Genomic DNA, 18,520 nt, shown 5'->3' on the forward strand with positions numbered 1-18,520 from the left:
ATCTGCAATCCTGTGGGAGCGGGCTTGCCCCGCGATGAGGCCGGCACAGACAACCGAGATCCCGGATCCGCCCCATGCCCTCATCCTTCCGCGCCCTGCGCCTGGGTTTGATCATCCTGCTGATCCTGGTCGGCACCACCCTCAGCGCCGGCTGGGCCATGCACCAGGCCAAGCGCCAGGCCATGGAAACCGACGCCCGCCGGGCCAGCGAGCAACTGGGCCTGTATGCCAACGCCCTGCACACCCTGATCGAGCGCTATCGCGCCCTGCCTGCGGTGCTGGCGCTGGATCCGGAGCTGATCGCGGCCCTGCGCGGTCCGATCACCGAGCCGGTGCAGGACGCCCTGAACCGCAAGCTCGAACGCATCAACGGCGCCGCCAACTCCTCCACCCTGGAGCTGCTCGACCGCACGGGCCTGGCCATCGCCGCCAGCAACTGGCGCCTGCCGACCACCTATGTCGGCTCCAACTACGGCTTTCGCCCCTATTTCAAGCAGACCCGCAGCCAGGGCAGCGGCCGGTTCTATGCCGTCGGCGTGACCAGTGGCGTGCCGGGCTACTTCCTGTCCAGCGCGGTAAACGACGAACATGGCCGCTTCCTCGGCGCCATGGTCGTCAAACTTGAGTTCCCGGAGCTGGAACGCGAGTGGCGCCAGGGCAGCGATATCCTGCTGGTCAGCGATGCCCGCGGCATCACCTTCATCGCCAACCAGGACGGCTGGCGCTACCGCGAGCTGCAACCGCTGTCCGGCGCCGACCGCGCCGAACTGGCCGAAACCCGCCAGTACGACAAGCAACCGCTGGTGCCCCTGCAGCACCAGGCCCTGACCCGCTTCACCGACACCAGCCACCTGACCCGCGTGCAAGGCCCGGATGGCACCGCCGAGTACCTGTGGGAGCGCCTGCCCCTGGAGGCCGAAGGCTGGACCCTGCACTTGCTGCGCAAGCCGCAGGTCGCCGAGGATGGCCGCAACGCCGCCCTCGCCGCTGCAGCCATCTGGCTAAGCCTGGTGTTCGCCGCGCTGTTCGTCAGCCAGCGCCTGCGCCTGGCCCGCCTGCGCCAACGCAGCCGCGAAGAGCTCAAGCGCCTGGTCGAGGAGCGCACCCGTGAGCTGCATACCGCCCAGGAAGGCCTGGTGCAATCGGCCAAGCTGGCGGCGCTGGGACAGATGTCGGCAGCCCTGGCCCACGAAATCAACCAGCCGCTGACCACCCAGCGCATGCAGTTGGAAACCCTGCGCCTGCTGCTCGACCATGGCCGCCATGACGAAGCCCGCCAGGCCCTGGAGCCGCTGGAGCAGATGCTGACCCGCATGGCCGCGCTCACCGGCCACCTGAAGACCTTCGCCCGCAACAGCCCCGGCGGCCTGCGCGAACGCCTGGACCTGGCCACGGTGGTCGACCAGGCGCTGCACCTGCTGGATACCCGCATCCGCGCCGAAGGCGTCGAAGTGGCGCTGTACCTGGCCCGCCCGGCCTGGGTCCGCGGCGACGCGATCCGCCTCGAGCAGGTGCTGATCAACCTGCTGCGCAACGCCATCGACGCCATGGCCGACAAACGTTACAAACGCCTGGAGATCCGCATCGAGGCAGACGATGGGCAATGGCGCCTGAGCGTGCTCGATTCCGGTGGTGGCATCCTCGACTGCGACCTGGACCGGGTCTTCGATCCGTTCTTCACCACCAAGCCGGTCGGTGAAGGGCTGGGCCTGGGCCTGGCCATCTCCTATGGCATCGTCATCGACGCCGGTGGCCGCCTGCAGGTCGAGAACCTGCCGGGCGGTGCCCGCTTCAGCCTCACCCTGCCCCGCGACCTGGAGCCTGTATGTTGAATTCGGTGATTGTCGTCGACGACGAAGCGAGCATCCGCACCGCGGTGGAACAGTGGCTGAGCCTGTCGGGCTTCAGCGTGCAACTGTTCGCCCGCGCCGAAGACTGTCTGGACAGGCTCGAGCCGCACTTCCCCGGGGTGATCCTCAGCGACGTACGCATGCCCGGCATGTCCGGCCTGCAACTGCTCGAACAGCTGCAGGCGAACGACCCCGACCTGCCGGTGATCCTGCTCACCGGCCATGGCGATGTGCCCATGGCCGTGGAAGCGATGCGCAATGGCGCCTATGACTTCCTGGAAAAGCCGTTCACACCACAGCACCTGATGGGCAGCCTGCGCCGGGCCCTGGAAAAGCGCCAGCTGGTCCTGGAGAACCGCCACCTGCATGAGCAGGCCGACCTCAAGGCGCAGCTGGAGAACACCCTGCTGGGCATGTCCCAGGGCTTGCAGCAACTGCGCCGCCAGGTGCTGGAGCTGGCCGGCCTGCCGGTCAACGTGCTGATCCGCGGTGAAACCGGCAGCGGCAAGGAGCGCGTGGCGCGCTGCCTGCACGACTTCGGCCCGCGCGCCGACAAACCCTTCGTCGCCCTCAACTGCGCGGCCATTCCCGAAACATTGTTCGAGGCCGAGCTGTTCGGCCATGAGAGCGGCGCGTTCACCGGTGCCCAGGGCAAGCGAATCGGCAAACTGGAGTACGCCAATGGCGGTACCGTGTTCCTCGACGAAATCGAAAGCATGCCACTGGCCCAGCAGGCCAAGCTGCTGCGGGTGATCCAGGAACAGAAGCTTGAGCGGCTGGGCGCCAATCAGAGCATCAGCGTCGACCTGCGCATCATTGCCGCGACCAAGCCGGACCTGCTTGAAGAAGCCCGCGCCGGGCGTTTCCGCGAAGACCTGGCCTATCGCCTGAACGTCGCCGAACTGCGCTTGGCGCCCCTGCGCGAACGGCGTGAGGACATCCCGCTGCTGTTTGAGCATTTTGCCCGCGGCGCCGCCGAACGCCTGGGGCGCAGCGCCCCACCGCTGAGCGGCGCGCAACTGGCGCGCCTGCTGGCCCACGATTGGCCGGGCAATGTGCGCGAGCTGGCCAATGCCGCCGAACGGCATGCCTTGGGGTTGGGCTCGCCGGCTTTGGAGGTCGCGTCCGGCGGGCAATCCCTGGTCGAGCAGATGGAAGCGTTCGAGGCCCAGTGTCTGCGCGCTGCATTGCGTCAGCACAAGGGTGAGATCAAGGGCGTGATGGAGGCACTGCAACTGCCGCGGCGCACACTCAATGAAAAGATGCAGCGGCATGGGTTGGCGAGAGAGGACTTTCTTGAGCGCGAATGAGCGGATTCTTGCCTATCCATTGGCGAGAACAAGCGAAATTCCGCTCACTCACTGATCCTCCGAGGCACTTCTTCGCGGGGCAAGCCCGCTCCTACAAGGATATGCATTACCCGCAGGTTACAGGGGTTGCGTGGGAGCGGACCGGCTCACGATGCACCCAAACGGATCACTGCGCCCCCACCTGGCACACCTCCTGCAAAACCCTTCTCAAGCTGCGCCTCGAGCGCGCTCCACAAAAACAACGAGAAGGTATCCCTGATGGATAACGCCAGCACTCTGCCCACCGGGGCGGCCGTTGCGCCCGCCGCGCAAAAGTCCACCGCCAGCCGCCTCAAATCGATCTTCAGTGGTTCCATCGGCAACATGGTCGAATGGTACGACTGGTATGTCTACGCCGCATTCTCGCTGTACTTCGCCAAAGCCTTCTTCCCCGCCGGCGACACCACCGCCCAACTGCTCAACACCGCCGCGATCTTCGCCGTGGGCTTCCTCATGCGCCCGATCGGTGGCTGGCTGATGGGCCTGTACGCCGACCGCAAGGGCCGCAAGGCGGCACTGATGGCTTCGGTGCTGCTGATGTGCGCAGGCTCCCTGGTCATCGCCCTGACCCCGGGCTACGAGACCATCGGCGTCGCCGCGCCAGTCCTGCTGGTCATCGCCCGCCTGATGCAGGGCTTGTCGGTGGGTGGCGAATACGGTACCTCCGCCACTTATCTGAGCGAGATGGCCAGCAAGGAACGCCGTGGCTTCTTCTCCAGCTTCCAGTACGTCACCCTGATCTCGGGTCAGCTCATCGCCCTGGCGGTGCTGATCGTCCTGCAGAACACCCTGACCACCGAGGAGCTGTATGCCTGGGGCTGGCGCGTGCCGTTCGTGATCGGCGCGCTGTGCGCGGTGGTCGCCCTGTACCTGCGTCGCGGCATGGAAGAAACCGCGTCCTTCACCAAGAAGGAAAAATCCAAGGAAAACCTGATGCGCACCCTGCTGCGCCATCCCAAGGAGCTGATGACCGTAGTCGGCCTGACCATGGGCGGAACCCTGGCCTTCTACACCTACACCACCTACATGCAGAAGTATCTGGTCAACACCGTGGGCATGAGCATCAGCGACTCGACCACCATTTCGGCGGCCACGCTGTTCCTGTTCATGTGCCTGCAACCAGTGATCGGCGGGCTGTCCGACAAGATCGGTCGACGCCCTATCCTGATCGCCTTCGGCGTGCTCGGCACCCTGTTCACCGTGCCGATCCTCAGCACCCTGCACACCATCCAGACCTGGTGGGGCGCGTTCTTCCTGATCATGGCCGCGCTGATCATCGTCAGCGGCTACACCTCGATCAACGCCGTGGTCAAGGCCGAACTGTTCCCGACCGAGATCCGCGCCCTGGGCGTCGGCCTGCCGTACGCGCTGACCGTGTCGATCTTCGGCGGCACCGCCGAGTACGTGGCCCTGTGGTTCAAGAGCGCCGGCATGGAGACTGGCTACTACTGGTACGTCACCGCCTGCATCGCCTGTTCGTTGCTGGTGTACGCGACCATGAAGGACACCAAGCAGCATTCGCGGATCACCACCGACTGATCCCTCCTCGCAGAACTGAAAAGGGGCGCTCCGGATGACCGGGCGCCCCTTTTTTAATGGATTGTGAGCCGAATAATAGCGTCATTCGGCTCACATCATGAGCCGAATGACGCTATTATTTGGCTCATGAACCCAAAAGCGCACACGGCTGCAGACACCGTCTGGGTCTGGCAGCAGGCCGACTGGCCCGACGTTCGTTGGGACGCGTCGCAACTGGCAACCTTGCTCAGGGACTGCGTCCAGGCGCAAGGCTGCCTGCTGGGCAGAGCGGGGGCGGTGACCGAGGCCAATGCCAACCTCGATACGCTCGATACCCTGCTGCAGAACATTGTCACATCCTCGGCCATCGAGGGTGAGCAGCTCAATGTGGAGTCCGTTCGCTCTTCCCTGGCCCGCCGGCTCGGAATTGCCGAACCAGGAACGACCACGACACGCAGCGAGGGCCTGGCCGAACTGATGGTGGATGCGACCATGGGCTATGTTCGGCCACTGGATCAGCAGCGCCTGTTCCTGTGGCATCGCTGGCTGTTCCCCGAGCATGACGATTCGCTCGCACCGGCCATGCCAGTCGGCGCATGGCGCGACGATGCCCCGATGCAGGTGGTATCGGGTCGTATTGACAAACCCAGGGTACATTTCGAGGCACCGCCGCGTGCCGGCCTGGAGCAGCAGGTGCAGCAGTTCCTCGACTGGTTCGAGAGAAGCCGCAGTGATCGGCAACTCGACCCCCTGCTACGTGCGGGGCTCGCCCATTTCTGGTTCGTCACCTTGCACCCCTTCGCCGATGGCAATGGCCGCCTGGCCCGCGCCATCACAGACCTGGCATTGGCCCAGGGCGAGCAGCGGGCGGTCCGTTTCTACGCCATGTCCAGCAGCATCCTGGAAGACCGGGCCGGCTACTACGCAGTCCTTGAAAGCAGCCAGCGCGGCGGCCTGGACGTCACACAATGGCTGGCCTGGTTCCTTGCCACCTTGCTGCGCAGCCTCCAGCAAGCGCTGGCGCGCATCGACCGGGTGCTGGCAAAGGCACGCTTCTGGCTGATCCATCGCGGCGACGGCTTGTTGCCCGAACAGGTCAAAGTGCTCAATCGCCTGCTCGACGGTGGCCCTCGCGGCTTCGAGGCGGGGATCAGCGCCAGCCAGTACCAGGCTGTGGCCAAGGTCTCCAAGGCCACAGCCACCCGGCACCTTGCCGACCTGCTGGACAAGCACTGCCTGGTTCGTCTGCCCGGCGGCGGACGAAGCACCCGCTACAGGGTGAATACCCAGGAGACATGAGCGGGGCTGCTCAACGAGCACTCTGAAAAGCTCGACCGCTCGCTGAACCTCGCATCACGGGTAACAGGCCTCCCTCTCGTGAAAAGCCGCCTCCTCCCTTAATTCCCAATTAACTGCCTGGGCTCATTCTGAAATGGCCCTGCCACCGCCTGGCCCTCCCGAAAACCGATGGGAGCGGTGCTGGGCGGCGGCCGGGGCGCCAATGGCAACTTCCTGCAGTTACCCGCGCCAAAAACAATCGACTTAATCGATTCTTATACGTGGTTTTTTGCGCTTTTTAATCAAATTAATAGGCGTAGCATTAAACCCATAGAAACAACAACCCCAAGCAATCCACCGGAGCAACGGCCATGAAAAACCAACTGATCCTCACCCTCGCCCTCTCTGTTCTGTCCCCGGGTGCCTTCGCCGAAGACGGTTTCGACCGTACCGGCGCCCACACCTTCGCTGCCGTGCAGAGTCAGTCGGCTATCTACGCAGAAGATGGCTTCGATCGTACCGGTGGGCAGCGCTTCGCCGAAGACGGCTTCGACCGCACCGGCGGCCAACGCTTCGCCGAAGACGGCTTCGATCGCACAGGCGGCCAGCGCTTCGCCGAAGATGGCTTTGATCGCACCGGCGGCCAACGCTTCGCCGAAGACGGCTTTGATCGCACCGGCGGCCAACGCTTCGCCGAAGATGGCTTTGATCGCACCGGCGGCCAACGCTTCGCCGAAGATGGCTTCGACCGCACCAACGGCCACCGCATCAGCTGATCGCTGATGCGCGCAACCAGCCCGGCTTCGGCCGGGCTTGATCATTTGCAGCCGGGCCAAGCCTTGGCACACTAGGCGCCTTGTCTCCCACCAGGAAGGGCCTCGCGGCCTTGCGCAGATGTACTACTACGAACCCGCCAAAGGCCACGGCCTGCCCCACGACCCGTTCAACGCCATCGTCGGCCCACGGCCCATCGGCTGGATCTCCAGCCACGACCGCGAAGGCCGCCTGAACCTGGCGCCCTACAGCTTCTTCAACGCCTTCAACTACATCCCTCCGATCATCGGTTTCTGCAGCGTCGGGCGCAAAGACAGCCTGAACAACATCGAGCAGACCGGTGAGTTCGTCTGGAACCTGGCCACCCGTCCGCTGGCGCAGCAGATGAACCAGAGCTGCGCCGCCGTGGCGGCGGATGTCGACGAGTTCACACTCAGCGGCCTCACCCCGACCGCCTCGAATGTGGTCAAGGTGCCGCGCGTGGGCGAAAGCCCGGTGAGCTTCGAATGCAAGGTCAGCCAGATCGTCCAGCTCAAGCGCGCCGACCAGGAAGTGGTTCCCAGCTGGCTGATCCTCGGTGAGGTGGTGGCGGTGCACATTGCCGAGCACCTGCTCAAGGACGGCATCTACGACACCGCCGCCGCCGAGCCGATCCTGCGTGGCGGCGGCCCGGCCGACTACTTCGCGCTGGGCGAGCTGTTCAAGATGGCTCGCCCACAGGTCTGATCAAAAGACCAGTTCACCTTCCTCGCTCACGCCCTGCAGGCGTTCGAGTTCGGCACAAGCGGCCTGGTCGGCCGCGATCGCCGACTGGAACACCTGCCCGTCCAGCACTTTGTGAAAGCGCGGCGCGCCGCCCATGACCAGGGCCTTCACGGCGATCGCCGCGTGGTAGCCGCCGCCTTGCACCGGGACCATTGCCGAAACCGCTTCGAAGTGGGGGAATTCTCTACGTGCCATGTCGCTTTGCGCCTGTGTGATCGAGGGGCGGCATTCTACACGTTAGGCGAAGGTATGCAGGTCCAGGCTGCTGACCACCTGCTCCTGCACCAGCTCCCCGAACACGTCGAGGGTGGGCGAAGCGAAATAGCCACTCATCGCCTGCTGGTCGCACCAGCTGCCGCTGAGCAGCCACAGGTCGGCATCGACCTGCGAGCGCTGCACGCTGAAGCTCAGGCAGCCCGGCGCACGTCGCGACGGCTCGAGCAAGTCGCGCAGGCGCACGCCGAGTTCTGCGGATCGACCGTTGCTGGCGCGGATGAAAGCCAGGTGTGTGACCGGTTGTTGCTGGGTCATGAACGATCTCCTTGAAGCGCTACGGACGGGAAAACCAGGCTGCCAAGGTTAGAGGTTCGCCCGCGCGGGACGTTAGGCCATTACTGCCGGCCGATTGCCTGATCCTGCAACGCGGCAGGATCAGGCAATCGATCTGCAGCTTTCGACTAGCGCCTGCCATTGCCCAAACCTATGCTGCGTCGGTCAGCAGAGGAATCCCGCCATGAGTTCATCCACGCCCCTCGATCCGCTTCTGGAACAGCAACGCCAGGAGCTGGCCGGGCTGATCCGACGTCACGCCAATGGCCCCTATGGCGCGGTGTCGGCCATCGAAGACCTGTACCTGACTCGCTATGAAGAAGATGTGCGCGGCATGCCGGCCCTGGCGCAACCGGCCTTGTGCATCCTGGCCCAGGGCAGCAAGACATTGTTCCTGGGCGACGAGCGCTATACCTACGATCCGCTGCACTACATGGTGGTCTCGGTAACGCTGCCCATCACCGGCGCCCTGCTCGAAGCCAGCCCCGAGAACCCCTGCCTGGGTTTGCGCCTGGACATCGACCCGGCGCAGATCAGCCAGCTGATCGCCGAGAGCGGGCCGATACTGGTCCCCGGCCAGTCTTCCGGCCGCGGATTGTTCGTGGAGAAAAGCGATCCGCAACTGCTCGACACACTGCTGCGCCTGGTGCGTCTGCTCGACAGCCCACGGGACATCGCCGTGCTCGCCCCGCTGGTGCGCCGCGAGCTGATGTATCGCGTGCTGCGTGGCCCCCAGGGCTGGCGGCTGTGCGAGATCGCCCTGTCCAGCAGCCAGACCCACCGGGTATGCCAGGCCATCGCCTGGCTCAATCGGCATTACCAGGAGCCCTTGCGCATCGAGGACCTGGCGCGCGAGGTCAACCTCAGCACCTCGACCCTGCACCACCGTTTCAAGGCCGTGACCTCAATGAGCCCGTTGCAGTACCAGAAGCAGCTGCGCCTGCAGGAGGCGCGGCGACTGATGCTCAACGACGGGCTGGAGGCCGCGGTGGCTGGCTACCGGGTAGGTTATGAAAGCCCGTCGCAGTTCAGCCGCGAGTACAGCCGCCTGTACGGCGCGCCGCCGATTCGCGACGTGGCGCGCCTGCGCGCCAGCGCCAGCTGAAAAGAGACAAACATCGGGCGACTGTAGGAGCGGGCTTGCCCCGCGATCGAGGGCAAAGCCCTCGCTGCAGCTTCAGCCCTGAACCGCCCGCTGCCACTGACCTTGATCCACCTGGATCAAGGTCGGCCCCCTGCGCTCCACCGCCCTGCCCAACGCTGCCTGCAGTTGCGCCACATCACCCACGTCCTCTGCCTCGGCCCCCAACGCCCGCGCCACGCCAATGAAGTCCGGGGTATGGATGTCCACGCCGACCGGCTCGATCGCCCGGTTGACCATGTACTTCTTGATCTCCTCGTACCCCTGGTTGTTCCACAGCAGCACGATCAATGGCACCTGCGCCTCGACCGCGCTGGCAAGCTCAGGCAGGGTGAACTGCAGCCCGCCGTCACCGATCAGGCACACCGCCGGCGCGCGTACGGCGGGCGACTCGGCGCTGCCCAGCCAGGCGCCCATGGCGGCCGGCAACGCGTATCCCAGCGTGCCGTAACCAGTGGAGGCATTGAACCAGCGACGCGGCCTGGCCATGTCCAGGGTCAGGTTGCCGGTATAGACCGGCTGGGTCGAGTCGCCCACCAGGATGGCGTCCGGCAGGGTCTGCAGGATGCTGGTCAGCAGACGGGTCTGGCTCAGGGTCGGCTGGTCCCAGCTGGCCGCGTTGTCCTGGCGCAGACGGGCGGCCCGCGCCGCTCCCCAATCGCTTTCGCGCGGCGGTTGCGCCTGCAGGTTCAGGGCCACCAACAGCGCTTCAATAGCCTGGGCGGCATCCGCTACCAGGGCAAGTTCGGGCAGGTAGTTGCGCACCGTCTGGTCCGGGTCGATATCGATCCGCAGCAGGCTGCCGGGGATCTCGAAACCGCCCTTGAAGGTCACGTCGTAGTCGGTTTCGGCCAGTTCGGTGCCGATGGCCAGCACCACGTCGGCCTCGGCCACCAGCGCACGGGTGGCCGGCAGGGTCTGGGTCGAGCCGATCTGCAGCGGATGGTTCGCGGGCAACAACCCCTTGGCGTTGATGGTCAGCGCCACCGGCGCCTGCAGGTGCTCGGCCAGCCGCGCCAGCCCGGCGCCCGCCTCCAGCGCACCGCCACCGGCCAGGATCAGCGGACGCCGCGCCTTGGCCAGGCGCACGGCCATGCGTTGCACGGTCTGTGGCGCGGCGCCGGCCCGGGTGGTGCGCACCACGCGGCCCGGCAACAGGTGATCGGCGGGTTCCACCAGCACATCCAGCGGGATCTCGATATGCACCGGGCGAGGTCGGGCGCCATCGAACACGGCGAAGGCGCGGGCCAGCACCTCGGGCAAGTCATCGGCGCTCATCAGCGTGTGCGAGAACGCCGCCACCCCCGCGACCAGGCCAGCCTGGTTGGGCAGCTCGTGCAGCTTGCCGCGTCCACCGCCCAGCTGTCTACGCGATTGCACGCTGGAAATCACCAGCATCGGGATCGAGTCGGCATAGGCCTGGCCCATGGCGGTGGTGATGTTGGTCATGCCCGGGCCGGTGATGATGAAGCACACCCCAGGCTTGCCCCGGGTACGCGAGTAGCCGTCGGCCATGAACCCGGCCCCCTGCTCGTGGCGCGGGGTGATGTGACGGATCGAGGAGGCGGCCAGGCCGCGGTAGAGTTCCACGGTATGCACGCCGGGAATGCCGAAGACATGATCGACGCCATAGCCTTCGAGGAGTTTGACCAGCACTTCACCACAGGTTGCCATCATCGAGTACCCGATTCTTGTTGAGACCTGTGCTCATGGAACCAAGCGCCGACTACCGCCACAATGCAAAAAAACACATACTAGCCATGACCTCACATCATGGCTTGTCACAATGAAACGCCTGCCGCCCCTCCCCGCCCTGCACACCTTCCTGGTGACCGCCCGGCACTGCAACTTCACCCGCGCCGCGCAACAGCTGCACATCACCCAGGGCGCGGTCAGCCGGCAGATCGCCGGGCTCGAGGAGCACCTGGGCTACGCGTTGTTCCAGCGCCAGGCCCGGGGCCTGGCGCTGACCCGCGAAGGGCAGGACTGGCTGCCCCGGGTGCAGCAGATCTTTGCCCTGATCGAGCAAGGCGTGCGCGAGGTCGGCGGGCGTAGCGCGACACTGCAGCTAAAGGCGCCGACCTGCGTGATGCGCTGGCTGCTGCCACGCTTGCTGGAATGGCAGGCACTGCGCCCGGACGTGCCGGTGGAGTTGACCACCACGGTGCAGCACGGCGTGGATTTTCGCCGCGAGGGCTTCGATGCGGCCGTGGTGTATGGCGCGGCGCCGAACCATGGGCTGCAGGTACGCAAGCTGTTCGATGAACAACTGACGCCGGTCTGCGCGCCATCGGTATCAAGCGACCTCTTGCAGTTGCAGGACCTGGCGCGGCAGATGCTGCTGCACCCCTCGCGGGACGAACACGACTGGCAGCTGTGGTTGCAGGCGGCCAACGCCGGGTTCGAGCCCCAGGGGCCGAAGCAGCACTTCGAGACGTTGGACATGGCAATGGCCATGGCCTCCCAGGGGACGGGGATCGCCATCGGCGATTTCTCGCTGATCGGCGACGACCTGCGCACAGGCCGGTTGTGCATGCCGTTCGAGCTGAAGGTGACGACCGGGAAGGGCTATTACCTGGTGAGCCCGTCGAAGACCATGCCCACGGGGCTGGTCGAGTTGGTGGAGTGGCTGCAGACGCGCGCCTCAAGCCTTGCGCAACCTTTGTAGGAGCGGCCTTGTGCCGCGAAAGGGCCGCATAGCGGCCCCGGCGATCTATGCCATGGCCGTGATCCTGGGGCCGCTGCGCGCCCCTTTCGCGGCACGAGGCCGCTCCTACAGGGTACCGCGTGACTCAGTAGCCGACCGTGAACCGCGCCCGCGAGTGCGCCGGTTTCTCCAGCTCGTCGAGCATGGCGATGGCGTAATCGGCAAAGGTGATCCAGCTCTTGCCATCAGCGCCGATCAGCAGGTGGTCCTTGCCCAGGGTGTAGTGCCCGCTGCGCTCACCTTCGACGAACTCCGCCGACGGCGACAGGAAGGTCCAGTCCAGGGTCGGCTCGCGGCGCAGCGTTTCGAGGAAGCGCACCCCGGCACTGGCCTCGGCCTTGTAGGCCTCCGGGAAGTCCGGGCTGTCGATCACCCGGTGCCCGGACGGCAGCAGCAGGCTGCCGGCACCACCCACCACCAGCAGGCGCTTGACCCCGGCACGCTTGACCGGCTCGATGATCGCGCCAGGCTCGAGGGTGGAGAAATGCGCCGCGCTCAACACCGCGTCGCAGCCCGCCACGGCCGCCTGCAGGGCGGCACTGTCCTTGGCATCCAGCGCCTTGACCGTCACGCCGTCACGGCCTTGCAGCTTGCCCGGATCCCGAGCGATGGCCACCACACTGTGGCCACGACGCAGGGCCTCTTCCAGCAACTGGCTGCCGGCGCGCCCGGTGGCGCCGATGATTGCGATCTTGCTCATGGGAAACACTCCAACAGGTTGAAAGGGATTACCACTTCATCTCGCCCTTGGCGACCTTAGCCCCCAGTTCCAGGGAGCTCTCGTCGGCAAGGTTCGGGTAGCGTTGCTTCATCGCCGCGATCAGCGCGGTGGAATCGGCGGCCTTGGCGGCTTCGGTATCGAAGTCACGAATGTAGCCGGCGGTGAAGCGCACCGCATCCAGCGAACGGCTGCTGTCGCCCAGGTAATGCCCGGGGATCACCGTGCGCGGGGCCAGCTGCTCGATCTTCGTCAGGGTGCTCAGCCAGTCGGCGTGGGATTTCGCGGTCTGGGTGTCGGCCATCCACACGTGGATGTGCTCGGAAACCACCACACCACCGACCACTGCCTTGATCGAGGGAATCCAGACGAAACTGCGGTCCGGCTGTGGACCGTCCAGGCCGACAACTTCCAGTGCCTGGCCTTCAAGCTCCAGGCGATTGCCCTCGAGGACCTGCAGCACCACCAGGCGTGCCGGCTTGTCCGCGCCCATCTGCGGGCCCCAGTAGGCCAGCTTGGCGTCCATGGTCTTGCGGATGTGCTCGACCGTGGCGGCCGAGGCGACCACCCGGGCCTTGGGAAACGCCTGGGTGATGGTGTCCAGGCCGAAGTAGTAGTCGGGGTCGCCATGGCTGACATAGATGGTGGTCAGCTGCTTGCCGCTGGCACGCAGGCGTTCGACCACCTGCTCGGCCTGGCCTTTGCCGAACTGGGCGTCGACCAGGATGGCGTCGTGGGCGCCGCTGACGATCACCGAACTGACCGGGAAAATCGCCGCGTGGCCAGGGTTGTAGGCTTCGAGCTTGAGCGGTTCGCTGGCCATGGCCTGGCCGCCGAGGGTGAGACAGGCCAGCAGCAGACCGCGCAAGGGAGTGAGAAGAGACATCGCAAGATCCTGTGAGTGGGACGATGCAGGCAAGCTTAGTTGCCCGAACCAATACAAAAAATGCGATGCTTCGACATAGTTTGTTTCTGAAATCGGACAGATCATGGACCGCCTCAACGCCATGCGCGTATTTGTCACCGTCGTCGACCTGGGCAGCCAGTCCGCCGCGGCGGATCATCTGGAGCTTTCCAGGCCCGTGGTATCACGCTACCTGGCGGAGCTGGAGGACTGGGTCGGCGCGCGCCTGATGCAGCGCACCACGCGCAAGCTAAGCCTGACAGCGGCGGGCCTCGAAACCCTGCCCCGCTGCCGCCAGTTGCTGGAGCTGGCCGGCGACCTGCAGAACGCCGTGCGCCAGCCGGACGACGCCCCCCGCGGTGAACTGCGCATCAGCGTCAGCACCTCGTTCGGCCAGGCCCAGCTGGTGGACGCGCTGGCGGCCTATGTCAAACGCTACCCCGGGGTGAAGGTGGAGCTGCAGATGCTCGACCGCACCGTCAACCTGGTGGACGAGCGCATCGACCTGGCCATCCGCACCAGCAACGACGTCGATCCCAACCTCATCGCCCGACGCCTGAGCGTGTGCCGCTCGGTGGTCTGCGCCAGCCCCGCCTACCTGCGCGAGCACGGCACGCCGCGCCAGGTCGAGGAACTGAGCCGGCACAACTGCCTGACCCATGCCTACTTCGGTCACAGCCTGTGGCATTTCGAGGTGGACGGGCAGAACGTCGCCGTGCCGGTGCAGGGCAATATCAGCGCCAACGAGGCCATGACCCTGCAGAAAGCCGCCCTGGCCCACGCCGGCATCGCCATGCTGCCCACCTACCAGGCGGCTGCTGCGTTGCGCAATGGCGACCTGGTGCGGTTGCTGCCATACGCCAAACCACGAGAGTTGACGCTCAACGCTGTGTACACCTCGCGCAAGCACATGCCGGCGACACTGCGCAGCATGCTGGATTTCCTGGCGCAGCGGTTCGGCGACGAGCCGGAGTGGGACAAGGGATTGAGCTGAGTCCAGGCCATGCAGATCCGCGCACAAGGCCTATGCTTGAAGGTATCACCTGTTGCACCAACAGGAGGTCCGCACCATGAGCATCAAATCCAGGCGTTGCGCCCTCGTCTTTGCCCTGGTCGCGGTGGCCGGGCTCTACGGCTCGGCCTGCTGGCGGGTCGAGCTGCTGCGCAGCCAGCCCAACGCGGCCGCCAGCTGCGTCCACGAGCACTGCGTCCCTCATAGCGCCACGCTGAGCGCCGTCAGGTAGAGAGGATCACTCCTCGACGCTCATGTACTCTTTCGCCCAGCGGATGTAGTCCTCGGGCTGGGTGTAGGTGTGCGAAAGCTCGGTGGCGCCGAGGTTGTCCGATTTGTGCTGCTGGCCGCGCTGCTGGCGCAGGCAGTCGTAGGTGGCCTTGATCGCGGCGAAGTAGGCGGCATGGCCATCGACCACGATGCGCACGCCCAGGCGCGCCAGGCGCTCGTCGTCACGCAGGTTCGGGTTGGCGTAGGTGACCAGCATCAGCGGCACGCTCAGGTGCTCGGCGATCTGCTCCAACTGCTCGAAGTCCTTCACCCCCACCATGCAGATGCCATCGGCGCCGGCCTTCTGGTAGCTCTGGGTGCGGACGATGATTTCCTCGGTGGTGAGCACGCCAGCATTGGTCCGGGCGATGATCGCCAGCGCCGAATCGACACGCGCCTCCAGCGCCGCACGAATCTTGCCCACGCCCTCCTCCACCGAGATCAGGTCGGTGGACTTGCGACCGAACTGGGCCGGCAGCAAGGTGTCCTCGATGGTCAGCGCGGCCACGCCGGCGCGCTCCAGTTCGATGACCGTGCGCATCACGTTGAGCGCATTGCCATAGCCATGGTCGGCGTCGGCCAGTACCGGCAACTGGGCGACGCGACCGATGCGGGTGGCCTGCTCGACGAACTCGCTGAGGGTGATCAGGGCGAAGTCCGGCGCGGCCAGGACCTGCAACGAGGCGACCGAGCCGCCGAGGATGCCGACCTCGAAGCCCAGGTCCGCGGCGATACGGGCGGACATCGGGTCGAAGACCGAAGCGGTGTGATAGCACGAACCTGAAGCAAGCAGTTCGCGGAAGGCAAAACGCAGATCGTGGTGGGAAGCCTTGGGCATGATCACTCCGCTTGTAATGAAATTTGTGAACGGCTGACAACCGACCCCTGAATCGGGTCTACCTGACTGTTCCAACCGTCGCCATCTGGGCGGTCATGCTCGACATGCAGGCAGAGGAATAGAAGGTGTGGACATACAGCGACGCGAAATCCTGCGGCAAATGGCTGCACCATGCTGGTGCGGGCCCCGGATTTCAGCCTCTGCGGCCTAGCCACGATATCACGCGGCCATGCAGCACTGGATGAATGCGCCAATGCCGATCTTGCATAGGGGATGCACGGAGTACATAGGTAGCTATGTAACTCAGGGTACAATTGTCTCGCTGGTGGCAGTGGGATTGCCCCGCGATGGCCACACCGCACTGCGCGGCACCGGCTTGGCCGGTGTTCGCGGGACAAGCCCGCTCCTACAAGAAAAAGGAACCGAACGTGACCGCCGCCCTGCCCCCCACCGTCCTGCGCAGCGTCCTGACCGCCCTGATGCTGGCGATCTTCCTCGGCGCCCTCGACCAGACCATCGTCGCCGTGTCCATGCCAGCGATTTCCGCGCAATTCAATGATGTCGGGCTGCTGGCCTGGGTCATCTCCGGCTACATGGTGGCCATGACCATCGCCGTGCCGATCTACGGCAAGCTCGGCGACCTGTATGGCCGGCGGCGCATGATCCTCACCGGCACTGCCCTGTTCACCCTGGCCTCGGTGGCCTGCGGCCTGGCCCAGGACATGCCGCAGCTGGTGCTGGCGCGGGTGCTCCAGGGCATCGGTGCTGGCGGCATGGTGTCGGTGAGCCAGGCGATCATCGGCGACTACGTGCCGCCCCGCGAGCGCGGCCGCTACCAGGGTTATTTCAGCAGCATGTATGCCCTGGCCAGTGTCGCCGGGCCGGTGCTCGGCGGCTGGCTGACCGAGTACCTGTCCTGGCGCTGGGTGTTCTGGATCAACCTGCCGCTGGGGCTGGTGGCGCTGTGGGTGATCCACCGGGCATTGGACGGTTTGTCGGTCAAGCGCCGCGAGGCCCGGGTGGACTACCTGGGCGCGGTGTTGATGATCCTCGGCCTGGGCAGCCTGCTGCTGGGCATCACCCTGGTCGGCCAGGGGCATGCCTGGCTGTCGCCGCAGGTGCTGGCGCTGCTGGGCTGCGCGCTGCTCGGGCTACTGGCATTCATCGCCCACGAGCGCCGTTGCCGTGAGCCGCTGCTGCCGCTGGGCCTGTTCGGCAACCGGGTCGCGGTGCTGTGCTGGTGCGTGATTTTCTTCGCCAGTTTCCAATCGATCTCGCTGACCATGCTCATGCCCCTGCGCTACCAGGGCATCACCGGGGCCGGCGCTGATAGCGCGGCACTGCACCTGCTGCCGCTGGCCATGGGTCTGCCCATCGGTGCCTTCACCGGCGGGCGCATGACCAGCCGCACCGGCCGCTTCAAGCCGCAGATCCTCACCGGTGCGCTGCTGATGCCGCTGGCCATCGCCGCCATGGCGCTGACGCCGCCGCAATCGGGGTTGCTCAGCGCACTGTTCATGCTGCTGACCGGGATCGCCTGCGGCCTGCAGTTCCCCACCTCGCTGGTGGGCACGCAAAGCGCGGTGGACAGCCGGGACATCGGCGTGGCGACCAGCACCACCAACTTGTTCCGCTCGCTCGGCGGGGCGATGGGGGTGGCGTGCATGTCCAGCCTGCTGCTGGCGCTGCTGCATCAGGGCGGCTTGGAGATGCTGGGCAACCCATTGCTGGGCAGCCTCAAGGCGGGCGAGGCGGATCCGCAGACCCAGGTGCGCTTGCTGGAAACCTTCCGCGACCTGTTGCTGGTCAGTGCCGGGGCTTCGCTGATCGGACTGCTGGCGGCGCTGGCACTGCCGGACCGGCAGTTGCGCGGGCGCTGAAAGTTGTGGGAGCGGCGGTGCGCCGATGCGACTTGCCCCGCGATAGCGTTCCGCCCAGGTGACGTCATGGCCTGGAAGGTCTCATCGCGGGGCAAGTCGCATCGGCGCACCGCCGCTCCCACGTTATTAATTCTGCGTTAATAGGATGGGAGTAACACTTCCTCACAATCCTTAACAAAGTGTCATTTGCGCAAGCCCGGGCTCAAGCGCAGCATATCCAGCCCGGTATCGACCCATTTTTCGACATCGGCCAACAGATCGAAGCTGTCCGGCAGCAGCAGCCAGCGGCCGATCAGGCCATCCACATAGGCAAACATGGCCACGGCAGCCCGATCGATATCGAGCTCCCCGGGCAACTGGCCACGACGTACGGCATTGCCCAGGGCCAAGGCGATGCTCTGATGGCAGTCCAGCACCGCGCCCTGGCGCTGCTGGCGAATCTCACACATGTCGTCGGTGAACTCGCACTTGTGATGCAGGATTTCATTGATACGCCGGGTACGGGCATCGAGCACCAGCTCGTTGAACACTTGCAGCAACAGCTTGCGCATGCAGCCGAGCGGGTCGAGTTCGTCCTCGCTTTCACTGGCCCGGGCCAGGTGGTCATGGGTCTCGTGCAGGCTGTCGAGCAGCGCCTGCACCAGCTCCGCCTTGTTGCTGAAATGCCAGTAGATCGCACCGCGGGTCACCCCCGCGAGCTCGGCGATGTCGGCCAGGGTGGTACGCGCGACCCCGCGCTTGTAGAAGGCCTTTTCCGCCGCCTCGATGATCTGGGCACGGGTTTCCTGGGCTTCTTCTTTGGTTCGACGGACCATGGCAGTACAACCTCATCAGGCCCCGCCCGCTCAGCTGGCGGACGGGAATCGGGCCGGGGCGAGCGCTTCATGGGCCACTCCCGGGTGCATGTGGACGATCCGCGGCGACTCACCGACGGTATTTACAAACAACCATGAATGTAAGTATATTC

General features: G+C 65.5%; 18 protein-coding genes. 11 read left to right on the forward strand and 7 right to left on the reverse strand.

The window, feature by feature from the left end; translation table 11 throughout:
• The first annotated feature begins 74 nt into the window (after positions 1-74).
• The 6 genes from LU671_RS00195 (at position 75) to LU671_RS00220 (ending at position 7,495) form a co-directional block, all read left to right on the forward strand.
• Positions 75-1,832 carry an ATP-binding protein gene (locus LU671_RS00195; protein ID WP_203647835.1) on the forward strand — a complete coding sequence of 586 codons (1,758 nt, stop codon included), beginning with the start codon at positions 75-77 and terminating at the stop codon, positions 1,830-1,832.
• Positions 1,826-3,160 carry a sigma-54-dependent transcriptional regulator gene (locus LU671_RS00200; RefSeq protein ID WP_232854628.1) on the forward strand — a complete coding sequence of 445 codons (1,335 nt, stop codon included), beginning with the start codon at positions 1,826-1,828 and terminating at the stop codon, positions 3,158-3,160. Before LU671_RS00195 ends, LU671_RS00200 begins: the two co-directional genes overlap by 7 nt.
• 258 nt (positions 3,161-3,418) lie before the next feature.
• Positions 3,419-4,738, forward strand: a complete 1,320-nt coding sequence (locus tag LU671_RS00205; protein WP_420713634.1) for an MFS transporter — start codon at positions 3,419-3,421, stop codon at positions 4,736-4,738.
• 126 nt (positions 4,739-4,864) lie between these two features.
• The gene (locus LU671_RS00210; RefSeq protein ID WP_232854629.1) at positions 4,865-6,016 is read left to right on the forward strand and encodes a Fic family protein; all 1,152 of its coding nucleotides are present in this window, start codon (positions 4,865-4,867) and stop codon (positions 6,014-6,016) included.
• A gap of 350 nt (positions 6,017-6,366) precedes the next feature.
• Positions 6,367-6,771, forward strand: a complete 405-nt coding sequence (locus LU671_RS00215; protein WP_232854630.1) for a heme utilization protein — start codon at positions 6,367-6,369, stop codon at positions 6,769-6,771.
• Between the two features lie 118 nt (positions 6,772-6,889).
• On the forward strand, positions 6,890-7,495 hold the full coding sequence (locus tag LU671_RS00220; protein WP_203647840.1) for a flavin reductase family protein: 606 nt from the start codon (positions 6,890-6,892) through the stop codon (positions 7,493-7,495).
• On the opposite strand, the gene LU671_RS00225 is transcribed toward LU671_RS00220, so the two are convergent.
• On the reverse strand, positions 7,496-7,729 hold the full coding sequence (locus tag LU671_RS00225; RefSeq protein ID WP_232854631.1) for a hypothetical protein: 234 nt from the start codon (positions 7,727-7,729) through the stop codon (positions 7,496-7,498).
• Between the two features lie 42 nt (positions 7,730-7,771).
• The gene (locus tag LU671_RS00230) at positions 7,772-8,065 is read right to left on the reverse strand and encodes a putative quinol monooxygenase (protein WP_050703928.1); all 294 of its coding nucleotides are present in this window, start codon (positions 8,063-8,065) and stop codon (positions 7,772-7,774) included.
• 202 nt (positions 8,066-8,267) lie between these two features.
• Between LU671_RS00230 and LU671_RS00235 the strand changes: the two genes are divergently transcribed.
• Positions 8,268-9,188 (forward strand): AraC family transcriptional regulator, encoded by a 921-nt coding sequence (locus LU671_RS00235; protein ID WP_110737424.1) that lies wholly within the window; start codon positions 8,268-8,270, stop codon positions 9,186-9,188.
• Positions 9,189-9,260: 72 nt separating this feature from the next.
• Here the strand turns inward: LU671_RS00235 and LU671_RS00240 are convergent, their stop codons facing one another.
• Complete coding sequence (locus LU671_RS00240) at positions 9,261-10,898, reverse strand: 5-guanidino-2-oxopentanoate decarboxylase (RefSeq protein ID WP_232854775.1); 1,638 nt, start codon at positions 10,896-10,898, stop codon at positions 9,261-9,263.
• Positions 10,899-11,010: 112 nt separating this feature from the next.
• On the opposite strand from LU671_RS00240, the gene LU671_RS00245 reads away from it, so the two are divergent.
• Positions 11,011-11,892 (forward strand): LysR substrate-binding domain-containing protein, encoded by an 882-nt coding sequence (locus LU671_RS00245; RefSeq protein WP_203647842.1) that lies wholly within the window; start codon positions 11,011-11,013, stop codon positions 11,890-11,892.
• A 124-nt stretch (positions 11,893-12,016) separates the two neighbouring features.
• On the opposite strand, the gene LU671_RS00250 is transcribed toward LU671_RS00245, so the two are convergent.
• Together LU671_RS00250 and LU671_RS00255 are read right to left on the reverse strand one after the other, a co-directional pair.
• Positions 12,017-12,631 carry an NAD(P)-dependent oxidoreductase gene (locus tag LU671_RS00250; RefSeq protein WP_232854632.1) on the reverse strand — a complete coding sequence of 205 codons (615 nt, stop codon included), beginning with the start codon at positions 12,629-12,631 and terminating at the stop codon, positions 12,017-12,019.
• A 28-nt stretch (positions 12,632-12,659) separates the two neighbouring features.
• Positions 12,660-13,535, reverse strand: a complete 876-nt coding sequence (locus LU671_RS00255; protein ID WP_232854633.1) for an MBL fold metallo-hydrolase — start codon at positions 13,533-13,535, stop codon at positions 12,660-12,662.
• 103 nt (positions 13,536-13,638) lie between these two features.
• Here LU671_RS00255 and LU671_RS00260 point away from each other — a divergent pair, with 103 nt between their 5' ends.
• Together LU671_RS00260 and LU671_RS00265 are read left to right on the forward strand one after the other, a co-directional pair.
• Complete coding sequence (locus LU671_RS00260; protein WP_110737414.1) at positions 13,639-14,547, forward strand: LysR family transcriptional regulator; 909 nt, start codon at positions 13,639-13,641, stop codon at positions 14,545-14,547.
• 76 nt (positions 14,548-14,623) lie between these two features.
• Positions 14,624-14,797: a hypothetical protein gene (locus tag LU671_RS00265; RefSeq protein ID WP_177330819.1), complete on the forward strand. Its 174-nt coding sequence runs from the start codon at positions 14,624-14,626 to the stop codon at positions 14,795-14,797.
• A 6-nt stretch (positions 14,798-14,803) separates the two neighbouring features.
• Here LU671_RS00265 and LU671_RS00270 read toward each other — a convergent pair whose 3' ends face one another.
• Positions 14,804-15,673, reverse strand: a complete 870-nt coding sequence (locus LU671_RS00270) for an isocitrate lyase/PEP mutase family protein (protein ID WP_197866695.1) — start codon at positions 15,671-15,673, stop codon at positions 14,804-14,806.
• A 428-nt stretch (positions 15,674-16,101) separates the two neighbouring features.
• Between LU671_RS00270 and LU671_RS00275 the strand changes: the two genes are divergently transcribed.
• Positions 16,102-17,553 (forward strand): MDR family MFS transporter, encoded by a 1,452-nt coding sequence (locus LU671_RS00275; RefSeq protein ID WP_232854634.1) that lies wholly within the window; start codon positions 16,102-16,104, stop codon positions 17,551-17,553.
• A gap of 182 nt (positions 17,554-17,735) precedes the next feature.
• On the opposite strand, the gene ttgR is transcribed toward LU671_RS00275, so the two are convergent.
• Complete coding sequence (gene ttgR, locus LU671_RS00280) at positions 17,736-18,368, reverse strand: efflux transport transcriptional regulator TtgR (RefSeq protein WP_028690203.1); 633 nt, start codon at positions 18,366-18,368, stop codon at positions 17,736-17,738.
• Positions 18,369-18,520 lie beyond the last annotated feature (152 nt).

Source organism: Pseudomonas sp. NMI760_13, assembly GCF_021283245.1.
Taxonomy (GTDB): Bacteria; Pseudomonadota; Gammaproteobacteria; order Pseudomonadales; family Pseudomonadaceae; genus Aquipseudomonas; species Aquipseudomonas peradeniyensis.